Here is a 13,245-nt window from a genome sequence, read left to right on the forward strand (position 1 = left end):
GCACACTCCGCCGGTCCAAGAATCGCCAAGAGCCGTCGGAAGGGACTGCAAAACGAATGCTTATTCGTTGACGTCTGTTTCCAGGAAACGGGCCAGGCGGTGGAAATCCGACGCCGGCTCGACGAAGCGTACCACCGTTACCAGAGTCTGTGGGTCGATGAGGTCATTGAAGGGCACGTAATTCAATTCCAACTGACCACGCACCGAGACCATCACGCCGTTGAGCTTTTCCTCGACCAGCGCCCGATAGGCCCCGACGCCCAACTGGCTGCCAAGCATCACGTCGAAGGCGTGTGGTCGGGCGCAGCGTGCTTCATAACCGAGTTGCAGGCCCGTTACGCGGCGCGATTTGCCGGCTTGCTTCTGGTATTCGGCGGCGATCAGCTTCGCGAACTTGCGGCACAAGTTGACCTGGGAAATCGAGATGTGTCCGTGCTCGTCGCGCGACACGCCTTCCACATATTGCTGCGGAAGGTATTCGGCCAGGCCTTCGGCGATAACGATCACGCCGAATTCCTTCTTGTCCCGGGTCTCGCGCACGCGCATGGTCGTGACGATGCGGCGGATCACTTCCTCGACCTTCATCACCGGCCGCGTGCCACGCTGGCCGTTGGCATCTTCGAAGGGTTCTTCGTCACGGTATTTGCCGGTGATGTCTTCGACGCTGATCACCAGGCTGGCTTCCCCGGCGATGGCCGTTCCATAGGCTAGCCACCCGGCGCTGCGTCCCATGGTCTCGGCCAGGTAGTAGGAGCGCGAAGCCTCGGCGTCGGCCAGCAAGTTGCGGATTTCGGTCGCCAGTGTTTCCACGGCCGTGAAATAGCCGAACGTGAAATCGATGCCGCTATAGTCGTTATCGATGGTCTTCGGCAGGTGCACGACGGGCATGCGCCGGGCGTCGGCCGGCAAAAACTCCTGGAACATCTGGAATTTATTGGCGGTTTTTAGCGTGTCGTCGCCGCCGATCGACACCAGAGCGTCGACGTTCAGCGAGGCCAGCGCCTCGTACACCGTGCGCAGCTGCGCCGTGCGCTGGGCGTCGCGCAAATGTTCCGGTCGCGCGATGTCTTTCCCCGGATTCGTCCGCGCCGTGCCAATGAGGATGCCCTGGCTGTTGCGCGTGCGCTTGAGGATTTTCTGGTCGATCATCACGTAGTCTTCGCCTTCGACCAGCGGGCGGTCTGCACGATATTCGACCAGGTGCGAATATCCGTGCAGAATCCCCACGACTTCAATGCCGTTGCGCAAGAAGGACGCGGCGGCCGTCGAGATGACGGCGTTGGCCGCCGGCGCGGGTCCGCCGGCAAACAGGATGGCGACCTTGTGAATGGGGCTTTCGGCGTGGGCGGGACTGGATAGTGGCGAAGTGGATGACATAGGAACCCTCCAGATGCATGCGGCCGGCTGAACACGCGTGCGGCCACCGCTCGCAGCGCGAATCGAGAGAATAGTTCCGCCCGGATTTCGTCAGACACCCCTCCCCCTCGTGCCGACGAACGTTCGCGGGAATCGTTTGGCGGTTCAGCCAGGCCAGGTTCTCTCGATGAATTTCGTATCTACGGTGCCGGCGGCAAACGCGGCGTGCCGCAAGATTTCCAATTGGCGTGGGATCGTGGTTTTGATGCCTTCGATGCGCAATTCGCCGAGGGCGGTTTGCATCGCGCGAATCGCTTCGGCGCGGGTCGGCCGGTGTACCAGCAGCTTGCCGATCATGGAATCATAATAGGGCGAAACGACGTATCCGGGATAGGCATGGGAATCGAACCGCACCCCGGGTCCGCCTGGCACCATGATCTTCTCGATCCGGCCCGGCGACGGCTGGAAACCATGCTGCGGATCCTCGGCATTGATTCGGCATTCCAGCGCCACGCCCGCCGTTTTGATCTCCTCTTGCTTGAAGGGGAGCGGTTCGCCGGCCGCCACGCGCAGCTGCGTCTTGATCAGGTCGATGCCGGTCACCATCTCCGTGACGGGATGCTCGACCTGGATGCGGGCGTTGACTTCGATGAAATAAAAGTTGCCGTGCCGATCGACAATGAACTCGACCGTGCCCGCGTTCGTGTAGTCGGCAGTTTTTACCAGCGACACCGCCGCATTGCACAGGGCATGCCGCACCTCGGGGTCGAGGTGGGCGGCGGGGCTCTCCTCGATCACCTTTTGATGCCGGCGCTGCATCGTGCAATCGCGTTCCCACAGGTGGCACACATTGCCATGATGATCGGCGATGATCTGCACTTCGATGTGCCGCGGCAGCTCGATGTATTTTTCAATGTAGATGGCCGAGTTGCCGAAGGCCGCCTGGGCTTCGGCCTGCGCTTGTTGGATCGCGCTTTTCAGCACCAGGTCGTTGGCGGCCACGCGCATGCCACGACCCCCGCCGCCGGCCGAGGCCTTGATCAATATGGGGAAGCCGATCTGATGCGCGATCTCCGTAGCTTCGCGCTCGTTGGTGATCAGCCCGTCGCTGCCGGGAACACAGGGGACGCCAGCGGCGCGGGCTAACTTGCGGGCTTCGTTCTTGTCCCCCAGCCGGCGCATGGCCTCGAAGCCGGGACCGATAAAATCGATGTTGCAGCTGCGGCAGACTTCGTTGAAGTGGGCGTTTTCGGACAAAAAGCCGTAGCCGGGATGAATGGCTTGCACGTTGCCGATCTCGGCAGCGCTGATCACACGGTCGATCTTCAGATAGCTTTCGCTGGCCTTGGCCGGACCGACGCAATAGGCTTCGTCGGCCAACTCGAGGTACTGCGCGCCGCGATCAGCTTCGCTGTAGATGGCCACGGTCTCCACGCCCAACTCGCGGCAGGCGCGAATCACGCGCAGCGCAATTTCACCGCGATTGGCGACTAGAATTCGTTTGAACATGGAGCGATCACCCGCTTACAGCCTTTTGGCGTCCGGCGTTACTGGCGCGGGTCGACTTTGAACAGGGGTTGGCCGAATTCCACGGGCGCGCCCGATTCGACCAGCACCGACACGATCTGTCCGGACGTTTCGGCCTGGATGGGGTTAAAGACCTTCATGGCCTCGATGATGCACACGGTGGTTTCCTTGCCGACGTGGTCTCCGACCTTGACGAACGCCGGAGCATCGGGGCTGGGGGCCGCGTAGAACGTGCCGACGATGGGACTTTTGATCAACACCAGATGCTCGTCGCTCGGCGGCGCCGCGGGCGCCGCGGGTCGACTGCCTGACGCTGTCGGAGCGGCTCCGGCGGCGGGACGAACTTCCACCGGAACGGCGGCCAATTCGGCTTTCTTTCGCAAGCGAATCCGCATCGGCCCCTGGCGAAGATCGACTTCGCCCAGGTCATGCTCGTTCATCAATACGACCAACTGGCGCAACTTCTTCAGGTCAAATACATCGCCGCCGTCGGACGCAGAGTCGGACATGCCATGTCTCCGTGATACACGCGGCGCAGCGCGCTTGGCAGGTTGTTTTCGCACGCCCGAGGTCTCCGACGGGCATCAGAACTGTTAACAGTCGCAGGGCGGCGTCTCCGCAGGAGTCGCAATGCACCCCGACACTCCCTTTCCCGTATTGCCCATTCCCGCTTATTGAACGATCGACTCTTCCAGCTTCTTGGGCACATTGGTCAGCACTTCGCCGCCGGTCTTGGTGACGAGGATATCATCCTCGATCCGCACGCCACCCCAGCCTGGCAGGTAAATGCCGGGCTCCACCGTGACGACCATGCCGGGCTTGAGAACCTGCTCGGCAGCGGCTGCCAATCGCGGCGCCTCGTGAATGTCGAGGCCCAGCCCGTGCCCTAGACCATGTCCAAAGTGCCGTGCGAAACCGGCGTCGGCAATGATGCCACGAGCTACCGCATCGACCTCGCGCCCCGTGAGGCCGGGCTTGATCGCCGCGATTGCCTGGAGCTGTGCTTTGAGCACAACGTTATACACGCGTTCAAGTTTGGGCGAAATCTTACCGGTGACCAATACCCTCGTCAAGTCGCTTTTGTAGTGCCGCGCCGTGGCGCCCCAGTCGACCAAAACGAAGTCCCCGGCACCGATTTTTTGATCCGTCGGCCGCGCGTGCGGTAGCGCCGCGCGGGCCCCCACGGCGATGATCGGCGGGAAGCTGCAGCCGTTCGCCCCCAGCAGACGCATCTGGTATTCCAGGTCGGCCGCCACCTCTTTTTCGGTCCGATCAGGACGCAACGTCGCCCGCAGGATGGCGAACCCTTTTTCCGCGTAGCGGGCCGCGAGCTCGATCTCTTCGATCTCTTGTTTGTCCTTGACGACGCGCAGCTCTTCGACCAGTCCGGCGGCGGGCACGAGCTTGTTTTTTGGCAGCTTCGCTTCCAGTTGGGCGTGAAGCCCGACCGTCATGGCGTCGGCCTCGATCGCCAGGTTCGATACCTTGGCCGCACGCACCGCCTCGGCCACGCCGTCGAGCATGCTCTTGCCGGGGGGCCGGATGCTGATCGTGATATCGGGGCATTCTTCTTCGAGCTGCGTCGTATAGCGCGGGTCGCTGACCAGAATCGTGTCCTTCGGCCCGACCAGCAGGTAGCTGTCGTCGCCGGTGAACCCGGTCAGATAGGTCACGTTCGTGAAATTCGTGACCAGGAGCGAATCGGCGCCAGCGGCACGGAGGAGTTTGCGGAGCTGATTGCGACGCGTTTCGTGGCGGCTCATCGTGGCGGGTCAGACAGGCCTGTGGCGCCTGCCGACATGCATTTTTTCAAAGGGAGTTTGACTCTGCCGTGGTGCTAATGTGCTATCAGTTGAACAGCGTCTTGACAACCTCAGTTGGCGCCGCCAAACCGCCCTGGACGAGGTGTCGGCCGCCCCGAATTCGTCCCGAATCGTGGCTGATTCGCGGCCGCTCGCCAGCGACATCCCGGCTCGTTACCATGAATCCTATGGACGCATCCGACCTCACGAATCTGGCCCAAGCGCTGCTCAGCGGTGGCCTGTCGGTGGCCGACTTCGTGCGCCGCTTGTCCCAAGGGGCGATCGCCGACGTCGGTGATGCGCAGCTCGATTTGGATCGGCATCGCCGCTGCGGCTTTCCCGAAGTCGTGTTCGGCCAGGGGAAGTCACTCGAATCGCTGGAACGGATCTTCGATCGCCTGCGCAGCGAAGGCATCGACGTCCTGGCCACGCGCATCCCGGCCGAATTTGCGCCGCAGCTATTGCACCGCTTTCCCGGCGGTCGTTACAACGCGATCGGGCGGGTTTTCCGTATTCCGCTCGATGCTGGCGGCGCCGCCGAAACCCTGCCACGCGGCCGCGTGGCGATCATCACCGCCGGCACCAGTGATCTGCCCGTCGCCGAAGAGGCCCGCGAGACGGCCTTGTGGATGGGGGCCGAAGTAAGCTTTGTGCAGGATGTGGGCGTCGCCGGACCGCATCGACTGCCGGCGCGATTGCCGCAGATTCTCGGTTCGGACGCGGTCGTCGTCATCGCCGGTATGGAAGGGGCACTTCCAAGCGTCGTTGGTGGCCACGTCGATTGCCCCGTGATCGGCGTGCCGACCAGTGTCGGCTACGGCGCAAATCTCGGTGGTATCGCGGCCCTGCTCAGCATGCTCAACAGTTGCGCTTCGAACGTCACGGTTGTGAATATCGACGCGGGCTTCAAAGGGGCTTACGTCGCGGGGCTGATCGCGCGCAATGCGGCGCGGAACCGTAGCTCCTCGGATCGCGGCGACTTAAGCAGGTAATCGGATCTCGTTTCATGAACGACCCGCGCTCGACCAAGGATGCGTCCTCAACTTTGCCACGACTGGCGAAGCGGTCGGCCGATAGCAACAAAGGTGATTACGGCCGCGTGCTGTTGATCGGCGGCTCGCGCGGCATGGCGGGCGCCGCGGGGCTCGCCGGTACGGCAGCCGCACGCAGTGGCGCGGGCCTGGTGCGGCTGGCGGTCGCTGACTCTTGCCTCGATACGATCGCGGCTTATGAGCCGTCGCTGATGACGTCCCCCTTGGCGTGCGACGCCGAAGGGCGCATTGCCGGTGCGGCGCGCGCCAGGCTTACGGAACTGACAAAGCCCTCGGCCGCGACCGTCGTGGCATGCGGGCCGGGCTTGTCGCGTTCGTCCGACCTCGACGAGCTGGTGGCATGGCTCTATACGACGGTCGAGCAGCCGGCCGTATTCGATGCCGACGCCTTGAATGCGCTCGCGGCCCAACCGGATGTGTTACGTCGCCCCGGCGGCCCGCGCGTGCTGACGCCTCATCCAGGTGAGTTTGCCCGGCTGGTGCAAGCGCCGAAGATTGCCGAACGCAGCGTGCAAGAGTTGCAAGCCATCGAGTTCGCGCAAGAGATTCACGCCGTCGTTGTCCTGAAGGGGCATCGCACGCTGGTAACCGACGGACGGCAGAGCGTTCACAACAAGACCGGCAATCCCGGCATGGCCACCGGCGGCAGTGGCGACGTGCTGACCGGCATCATCACGGCGCTGCTCGGGCAAAAGCTGAGCCCGTTTGACGCGGCCCGACTGGGCGTACACGTACACGGCCTGGCCGGCGACCTGGCCGCGGCCGAGTTGGGCGAAGTATCACTGATCGCAAGTGACCTTATTCGCTTCCTGCCGGCGGCGTTTCGAGAAGTGTCTGATTGACGATTCGGCGGGAGGGACCGATAGTTGAGTAGATCGGGCAGCAGCTTTTTAGAGGTGCAGCAATCATGCAAAAGACGGCCACGATGATCACTCCGGCCGACAACGGACGGCGCATGACGCTAGCCGAGTTCGAAAATGCCGACACCCAGAACGGCGCGCTCTACGAATTGGGCCGGGGAATCATTGTCATGATGAACGTGCCGGGGTTGAAGCATTTCGCCCAAGTCAACGTCATTCGCCGGCAGTTGGCCGTGTACGAAATTGCCAATCCAAGCGCCATCTACGGCATCGCCTCGGGAAGCGATTGCAAGCTACTGATCGCATCACTCGAATCCGAGCGGCATCCCGACATTGCGGTTTACAAAACGCCACCGCCCAGCGGCCCCAATCACTGGTTGCGTTGGATTCCGGAACTCGTGATCGAAGTCGTATCGCCGCGCGGCGAAGAGCGCGACTACGTCGAGAAGCGCGAAGAATATTTGCGAGCCGGCGTTCAAGAGTATTGGATTTTCGACGCCGAACGTCGGGAGTTCATGGTCCTCACGCGCGAAGGCGATCAATGGGCAGAACGGCGAATTCGTCCGCCAGAGAAGTATGCCTCGACCGCGCTGCCTGGCCTCGAGGTTGATTGTGCCGCCGTGTTTACTGCGGCGGATTCCGTCGGTCCGTAAGGTGCCGTTATACGACGTCTACGCGCACCGCCGGGACCATTTGGCAGTTCGTCCGACGTTCAAATGCGCCCTCGCGCGGTCGGCTACGTGCAAGTGGAGGGGACATATCTCCGAATCGTCGCCGTGAATGTTGGCGGCGATTGAATTGCTCTACGACCGACTACCCTGCCGCGATCAGTTCCAGGCAGATCTCGCGCACCCGGGCTGGATTGACATTCGGATTGGCTTTTTTGGCCTGACCGACGAAGGCGCCGGCGGCTTGCATTTTGCCGGCCTTCACGTCGGCGACCAGCTTGGGATTATTGGCCACCAGCTGCTTGCACAGTTCGACGAGCGCCGACTCGTCGACCTTTTCGATGCCCAGCTCTTTCATCGCCTCATCGAGCGATTTGCCCGCAGAGACCATGAGCGCGAAGACTTCGCGGCCGCGCGTGGTATCGACCTCGCCGGCTTTGATCTTCTTGAGCAGATCGGCCAAAGCCCAGGGGCGCACCGGAAAATGCTCGACGTCGGTGCCTAGCTCCTTGAGCAGCCGCAACACGTCTTGCTGTACCCAGTTGCTGGCCATCTTGCCGTCGCCGGCGGTGTCGGCTACGTCGACAAAATAGCTGACCAGTTCGCGCCCCTGGTTCACGATCACGTCGCTGTCGTAGGCGCTGATGCCGTACGTGTTTTCCAAACGGCTGCGCGTCTGCGCAGGCAGTTCGCCCAATTCGCCGCGAATGAGCTCGACCTCCTCGGGCTTTACCGTGACGGGCACCAGATCGGGATCGGGGAAGTAGCGATAGTCGCTCGATTCCTCTTTGTGCCGCTGGCCGTGCGTGACGTTCGCCGTATCGTCCCAGCCGCGCGTCTGCTTCGGCACGTCGCCGATGCGCTGTCCAGTCTCCCGCCATACGTCGTACTGCCGCGCGGCCTCGTAAGCGAGGGCCCGTTCGACCGCGCGGAAGCTGTTCATGTTCTTGATTTCGACGATCGGGGTGGCGATCTTTTCCCCCTTCTCGCCAACCAGGTGCAGGTTGACGTTGGCGTCGACCCGCAGGCTCCCTTCCTGCATGTTGCAGTCCGACACGCCCAGGTAAACCAGGAGCAGCTTCAGCTCTTCGAGATACGCCTTGGCCTCGGCCGGCGAGCGCATATCAGGCTGGGACACGATTTCCAGAAGTGGCGTGCCGGCGCGGTTCAGATCGATGCGGCTGTCGGCCTCGCCTGCCTTTTCGTCGTGCATGCTCTTGCCGGCGTCCTCTTCGAGATGCGCGCGGATGATGCCGACCCGTTTCGGCGCAAAGCGTCCCTTGGCGTCGCTGATTTCGACATAGCCGTTGGCGCTAAAGGGAAGATCGTACTGGCTGATCTGGTACCCCTTGGGCAGGTCGGGGTAGTAGTACTGCTTACGATCCCACTTGGTAAAGGGCGCGATCTCACAGTTCAGCGCCACGGCGGTGCGCAGCGCCAGCTCGAACGCGCGGCGGTTCATCACCGGCAGCGTCCCCGGCATGCCGGTGCAGATGGGGCAAGTCTGCGTATTGGGCGCGGCGCCAAAGCGCGTGCTGCAACCGCAAAACAGCTTGCTTTGGGTGGCCAACTGCACGTGGACTTCCAGGCCGATGACGATCGTATAGGGAGTTTCGTTCACGTTAGCGCCGGCCTCCGCGTATGCCAATCGGTGGCCTGCTGGAACATGTGAGCCGCACGCAGCAAGCGATCCTCCTCGAAGGGCGGAGCCTGCAATTGCAAACCGATGGGCAAGCCGGCTTTGCTGAAACCGCACGGGAAGACAATGCCGCCGATGCCGGCCAGGTTGGCGCTGACGGTGTACAAGTCGAGCAAGTACATCGCCAAGGGGTCGTCAGCCCGTTCGCCGATTTTGTAGCCCGGCGCTGCCGTGGCCGGCCCGACGATCAGGTCGACGTCTTCAAATGCCTTGTCGAAATCCTGCCGGATCAGGCGGCGCACCTTGAGGGCTTTCAAATAGTACGCGTCGTAGTAGCCGGCCGACAGGGCATAGGTGCCCAGCATGATGCGGCGCTTCACTTCGGCGCCGAAACCCTCCGAGCGGCTGCGCCGGTACATGCGCACCAGGGCCGTGTCGAGCTGCTGGGCGGCCCGCTTGTCGCCGGCGGCCTCGAATGTTTTGCGTTCGCCGTCCAACTCGGCCAGCATTTCTTGTTCGTTGGTCCGATAGCCGTAGTGCGCGCCGTCGTAGCGTGCCAGGTTGCTGCTGGCCTCGCTGGGCGCGATGATGTAATACGTGGCCACCGCGTACTTGCTGTGCGGGAGCGAGACCTCTTTGACCTTTGCGCCGAGTGATTCGTAGACCTTAACCGCCTCCCGGACTGCCGCGTGTACTTCTTCGTCGAGGCCCGGGCCGAAATGTTCGCGCACCAGCCCGATCGAGAGGCCCTCGAGCGGCTGGCCGATCCATTGGCTGTACGGCGGCACCGGCGCGGTGACCGATGTCGAGTCGAGCGGATCATGCCCGGCGATGGTCTCGAGCAGTAGCGCAACGTCCTCGGCCGAGCGTGCCATGGGACCGACCTGATCAAGGCTGCTGGCGAAGGCGACCACCCCGTACCGGCTCACATGGCCATACGTGGGCTTCAAGCCCGTGACGCCGCACAGGCCGGCCGGCTGGCGAATCGATCCGCCCGTATCAGTGCCGATGGCCAAGGGGGTCATCCGCGCCGCGACGCTCGCCGCCGATCCGCCGCTCGATCCGCCGGCGAAACACGACAAGTCCCAAGGGTTGTGCGTGACGTGGAAGGCCGAGTTTTCGGTCGAGCCCCCCATGGCGAATTCGTCGAGATTCGTGCGGCCGATCAACACCGCGTCGGCCGCCTTGAGCTTGGCGATGACCGTCGAGTCGTACGGCGCCCGGAAATGCTCCAGGATGCGCGAGGCACAGGTCACCACCTCGCCCCGGCTGCACAGGATGTCCTTCACGGCCACCGGCAGGCCGGCGAGTGGGCCGAGTGCCTCGCCGCGCGAACGCCGCTCGTCGACGTCGCGCGCTTTGGCCCGCGCTCTGTCGGCGTCGACGCGCAAGAAGGCGCCCACCTTCGCATCGTGGGCCGCGATTTGGGCCAGATAGGCCTCGGTCAGGTCGACCGCCGAGAGCTCGCCGGCGGCCATTTGAGCAAGCGACTGTTTGGCGGATTGTTCGATGAGCGACATGAGCCGGAACTCTCGCGCCAGGTGCCGAAGATTCAGTCGCCCAGGACCGCGGGCACAAGGTAGCATTCGCCGTCAGCGTTCGGTGCGCCGGCGAGCATTTCGGCCCGGTCGACACTGGGCTTTACTTCATCGGCCCGAAAGACATTGTGCAATTCGACGGCATGAGCCATCGGCTGGACGGATTCTGTATCGAGCTCGGCCAACTGCTCGATGTAACCGACGATCGCGCCCAGTTGCGCCGTCATGGTCGCCAGCTCGTCTTCCGAAAGACGCAGCCGGGCCAGCAGGGAGACCTTTTCAACCTGTTCGCGCGTGAGCGGCATACAAATCGAACGCCGTAATGAACGGTGGATCAAACGCCGAACCAGGGATGCCGAAAGCCACTAAGTAGCAGACACGGTGTTGCCCCCACGAGGTTCACCGGGAGGGCGAGAGCACGCTTGACGGTCGGAAGACCCTTGGCCGAGCGCGGTCGGGGTTATTTGCCGGCCTTCGCTGCGGATTTTGCCGGCGCCTTGGCCTTGGATTTGGCTTTTTCCTTTTCCTTCGCCGTGGCGTCGGCTGGCAGGCGGAAAGGGGCCGCTTCGATCCGCTTGGTCACGGCGCCGCTGCGCAGGCATTGGGTGCAGACCAACATGGTCTTGTTCTGCCCCTTCATCGTGACGCGGACGCTCTGCAGGTTGGGCTTGAACTGGCGGCGCGTGATGCCGGTGATCTTGGTACCGACGCCCCCCAGGTACTTGGCCTTACCGCGAATCGTGACCTGATTTCCCAGCTGCGGGCCTTTGCCGCAGATTTCGCACGTACGGGCCATGGCCCTGTCCTCCCAGCGCAAAGCTATTTTGTAGCGACAGTTATGTCCGGATTGGTGAATCCAGGAGTATACCCAGTCGCGGCCCGGGTGCAAAGGTGGAGGCGGACGCCCGCTTGAGACGTTGGCAGGACCGGTATCTCCTGCAGCAGGTCCGACCTGACGTTCCCCTGGCGGAAGCCCGTTCAGCTCAAATGCACAAGGTGCGAGGGGCGAAAAAGTGGCGAGGCCACCCGCGGCTGTCATGTTCGCCGATCAGTGATAAAGTCGGGGATGCGTTTTGCGATGGGCGACTTCGATCCGAGGTGATTCATGCCAGTTCGCCTTTGTATCGCTTGCACCTTGTTCCTATCTGTGGCAAGCGTTGGGACGGGTGACGACGACGCCCGCTCTTACGTCTTGAAGCGACAGCCCGAAGAGCTAGTCGTAGGCGACTGGTACCAAATTAATTCGCAGAATGGACCGACTCATTTGTCTTTCAAGGGCGTGCTCTACAAAGCAAACGAGAAATGGATTGTGCTTGGTACAGGACATCTACCACACAACGTAGTTTTTTGTACTTGGATTCCACGTGACGCAGCTACGGTCATCGCACGCCGAAAGACGGATATCCCTGTCCATGCCATCGAAAGCGAGTTTCCACGAACTGCCAAAACGGATGCGGACGTAAGAATGCTTCGTGGCGGAGAGCGCTATCGACGTCAGGTAAACGTGAGGGCGCGGGTAGTTGGAGTTAAGGAATCGACACTAGTCCTCGCTGATGAAAAGATTCCGCTCAGCGAAGTTTTGTGCGTCAAAATCCGGGAGCCATTCCGTGAAGCTCAGCAATTGAGCGGCCAACCTGCTGGCAAATCCGGGACACAGGCAGCAGAGGAGACGGACTAGAGTAATGTGATAGTCGTTTCTGCGGTTCATGTTGCCACAAATGCATATCTCGACTGGACGGGGCGCTGACCCTGTGAAAACCCACCTCCCCCGAATGGTTGCACGAAAAAGTTTGGTGCCGCGCTGCGTCTGAAATAAACTAAGTCGATCTCTTCGAGCGGTCACCGATGACGAGGCATCCACGCGTATTCGATGAGCGGGGCAGGCGATGGCAATTCGGGTCGTGTGTCCGCAATGCGCGAAGGTTCTTTCCGCGCCTGACATCGCGGCCGGTAAGCGTGCTCGCTGTTCCGGCTGCCAGGCCGTGATGACGGTACCCACGCCTGCGCCGCAAAAGGCTGCCGTCGCGAATGACGGCTACTCGTTGGCCGATCCCGCGCCGCGACGGGCGCCGGCGCCTGCATCGAGACAAACGGCGGCCGCAACTCCCGCGCCGGCACGCAGTGAAAGCAAGTTCACCTGGCGCGCGGCCGTGATGTGGGGCCTGGCCAGTGGCGTCGGATTTGGCGTGGCCGAGGGGATTATGTATTCCTCGCGCTATTACAACGGCATCCAATCGGGCGAGATTTACGTGATTCGCTACGTTTCTTGCGTGGCACTGCACGCCGTCTGGTCGGCGTCGGTCGCGCTATTAATCTGGAACAAAGCCAGCGATTTTCAATCCGATTCGGACTGGCCCGATCTTGTTTTCGAAGTACTCATGGTGCTGGCCATTCCCATGGTGCTGCACGGCTTGTACGACACCATGTTGAAAAAGGACATGGACCTTTGGGCCTTGGTCACAGCGGTGGCCAGCTTCGTCTTCCTGACCGTGCTCGTTGAATACACACGGCACCACCACGAATCGCCCGAACCTCGTGGTGCGAATCGTGTGTACGCGCAATAACTCGCGCGCCGCAAACCCGCTCTCCTTTTCGGGAGAGGGCCGGGGTGAGGGGATCGGCGGTGGGCTTCGGCCTTGAATACCCTCACCCTAACCCTCTCCCAATACTGTTCGGCACGCTTTTTGCGCCATGGGTGGGTGTGTTATTTGTTGAAGCCATCTCAACCGAGGGAGGGCTTGCAATGACACGGAGGTCGACGCCGGCGGTGGTTGCGGGGAAGTTGCAGGGTTTCAAGTATTTC

The 13,245-nt window shown here is 62.1% G+C and carries 12 protein-coding genes; 4 read left to right on the forward strand and 8 right to left on the reverse strand.

Annotated features, from left to right (window positions below):
• Positions 1–60: 60 nt before the first annotated feature.
• From VHD36_15105 to VHD36_15120, 4 genes are all read right to left on the reverse strand, one after another.
• Positions 61–1,377 (reverse strand): 6-phosphofructokinase, encoded by a 1,317-nt coding sequence (locus VHD36_15105; protein ID HVU88647.1) that lies wholly within the window; start codon positions 1,375–1,377, stop codon positions 61–63.
• Positions 1,378–1,521: 144 nt separating this feature from the next.
• On the reverse strand, positions 1,522–2,865 hold the full coding sequence (gene accC / locus VHD36_15110) for an acetyl-CoA carboxylase biotin carboxylase subunit (protein ID HVU88648.1): 1,344 nt from the start codon (positions 2,863–2,865) through the stop codon (positions 1,522–1,524).
• Between the two features lie 38 nt (positions 2,866–2,903).
• Positions 2,904–3,392, reverse strand: coding sequence for an acetyl-CoA carboxylase biotin carboxyl carrier protein (gene accB, locus VHD36_15115; GenBank protein ID HVU88649.1), 489 nt, complete (start codon positions 3,390–3,392; stop codon positions 2,904–2,906).
• 162 nt (positions 3,393–3,554) lie between these two features.
• Positions 3,555–4,646, reverse strand: coding sequence for a Xaa-Pro peptidase family protein (locus VHD36_15120; GenBank protein ID HVU88650.1), 1,092 nt, complete (start codon positions 4,644–4,646; stop codon positions 3,555–3,557).
• A gap of 227 nt (positions 4,647–4,873) precedes the next feature.
• Here VHD36_15120 and larB point away from each other — a divergent pair, with 227 nt between their 5' ends.
• The 3 genes from larB to VHD36_15135 all read left to right on the forward strand — a co-directional run bounded on the left by larB (position 4,874) and on the right by VHD36_15135 (position 7,250).
• On the forward strand, positions 4,874–5,677 hold the full coding sequence (larB, locus tag VHD36_15125; GenBank protein HVU88651.1) for a nickel pincer cofactor biosynthesis protein LarB: 804 nt from the start codon (positions 4,874–4,876) through the stop codon (positions 5,675–5,677).
• 14 nt (positions 5,678–5,691) lie between these two features.
• On the forward strand, positions 5,692–6,579 hold the full coding sequence (locus tag VHD36_15130) for an NAD(P)H-hydrate dehydratase (protein HVU88652.1): 888 nt from the start codon (positions 5,692–5,694) through the stop codon (positions 6,577–6,579).
• A 65-nt stretch (positions 6,580–6,644) separates the two neighbouring features.
• Positions 6,645–7,250 (forward strand): Uma2 family endonuclease, encoded by a 606-nt coding sequence (locus VHD36_15135; GenBank protein HVU88653.1) that lies wholly within the window; start codon positions 6,645–6,647, stop codon positions 7,248–7,250.
• Positions 7,251–7,410: 160 nt separating this feature from the next.
• Here the strand turns inward: VHD36_15135 and gatB are convergent, their stop codons facing one another.
• From gatB to rpmB, 4 genes are all read right to left on the reverse strand, one after another.
• Positions 7,411–8,886, reverse strand: coding sequence for an Asp-tRNA(Asn)/Glu-tRNA(Gln) amidotransferase subunit GatB (gene gatB, locus VHD36_15140; protein HVU88654.1), 1,476 nt, complete (start codon positions 8,884–8,886; stop codon positions 7,411–7,413).
• Positions 8,883–10,424, reverse strand: coding sequence for an Asp-tRNA(Asn)/Glu-tRNA(Gln) amidotransferase subunit GatA (gene gatA, locus VHD36_15145; GenBank protein ID HVU88655.1), 1,542 nt, complete (start codon positions 10,422–10,424; stop codon positions 8,883–8,885). Before gatA ends, gatB begins: the two co-directional genes overlap by 4 nt.
• 32 nt (positions 10,425–10,456) lie before the next feature.
• Positions 10,457–10,747, reverse strand: coding sequence for an Asp-tRNA(Asn)/Glu-tRNA(Gln) amidotransferase subunit GatC (gene gatC, locus VHD36_15150; protein HVU88656.1), 291 nt, complete (start codon positions 10,745–10,747; stop codon positions 10,457–10,459).
• A 155-nt stretch (positions 10,748–10,902) separates the two neighbouring features.
• Complete coding sequence (gene rpmB, locus VHD36_15155) at positions 10,903–11,238, reverse strand: 50S ribosomal protein L28 (protein HVU88657.1); 336 nt, start codon at positions 11,236–11,238, stop codon at positions 10,903–10,905.
• A 1,090-nt stretch (positions 11,239–12,328) separates the two neighbouring features.
• Between rpmB and VHD36_15160 the strand changes: the two genes are divergently transcribed.
• The gene (locus tag VHD36_15160; protein HVU88658.1) at positions 12,329–13,006 is read left to right on the forward strand and encodes a PrsW family glutamic-type intramembrane protease; all 678 of its coding nucleotides are present in this window, start codon (positions 12,329–12,331) and stop codon (positions 13,004–13,006) included.
• The last annotated feature ends 239 nt before the right edge of the window (positions 13,007–13,245 follow it).

Source organism: Pirellulales bacterium (genome assembly GCA_035546535.1).
GTDB lineage: Bacteria > Planctomycetota > Planctomycetia > Pirellulales > JACPPG01 > JACPPG01.

What these genes read in the sequence shown, in the direction of transcription:
- VHD36_15105 (HVU88647.1), bottom strand. Translation starts at nt 1,377, where the DNA reads ATGTCATCCACTTCGCCACTATCCAGTCCCGCCCACGCCGAAAGCCCC.
- accC (HVU88648.1), bottom strand. Translation starts at nt 2,865, where the DNA reads ATGTTCAAACGAATTCTAGTCGCCAATCGCGGTGAAATTGCGCTGCGC.
- accB (HVU88649.1), bottom strand. Translation starts at nt 3,392, where the DNA reads ATGTCCGACTCTGCGTCCGACGGCGGCGATGTATTTGACCTGAAGAAG.
- VHD36_15120 (HVU88650.1), bottom strand. Translation starts at nt 4,646, where the DNA reads ATGAGCCGCCACGAAACGCGTCGCAATCAGCTCCGCAAACTCCTCCGT.
- larB (HVU88651.1), top strand. Translation starts at nt 4,874, where the DNA reads ATGGACGCATCCGACCTCACGAATCTGGCCCAAGCGCTGCTCAGCGGT.
- VHD36_15130 (HVU88652.1), top strand. Translation starts at nt 5,692, where the DNA reads ATGAACGACCCGCGCTCGACCAAGGATGCGTCCTCAACTTTGCCACGA.
- VHD36_15135 (HVU88653.1), top strand. Translation starts at nt 6,645, where the DNA reads ATGCAAAAGACGGCCACGATGATCACTCCGGCCGACAACGGACGGCGC.
- gatA (HVU88655.1), bottom strand. Translation starts at nt 10,424, where the DNA reads ATGTCGCTCATCGAACAATCCGCCAAACAGTCGCTTGCTCAAATGGCC.
- gatC (HVU88656.1), bottom strand. Translation starts at nt 10,747, where the DNA reads ATGCCGCTCACGCGCGAACAGGTTGAAAAGGTCTCCCTGCTGGCCCGG.
- rpmB (HVU88657.1), bottom strand. Translation starts at nt 11,238, where the DNA reads ATGGCCCGTACGTGCGAAATCTGCGGCAAAGGCCCGCAGCTGGGAAAT.
- VHD36_15160 (HVU88658.1), top strand. Translation starts at nt 12,329, where the DNA reads ATGGCAATTCGGGTCGTGTGTCCGCAATGCGCGAAGGTTCTTTCCGCG.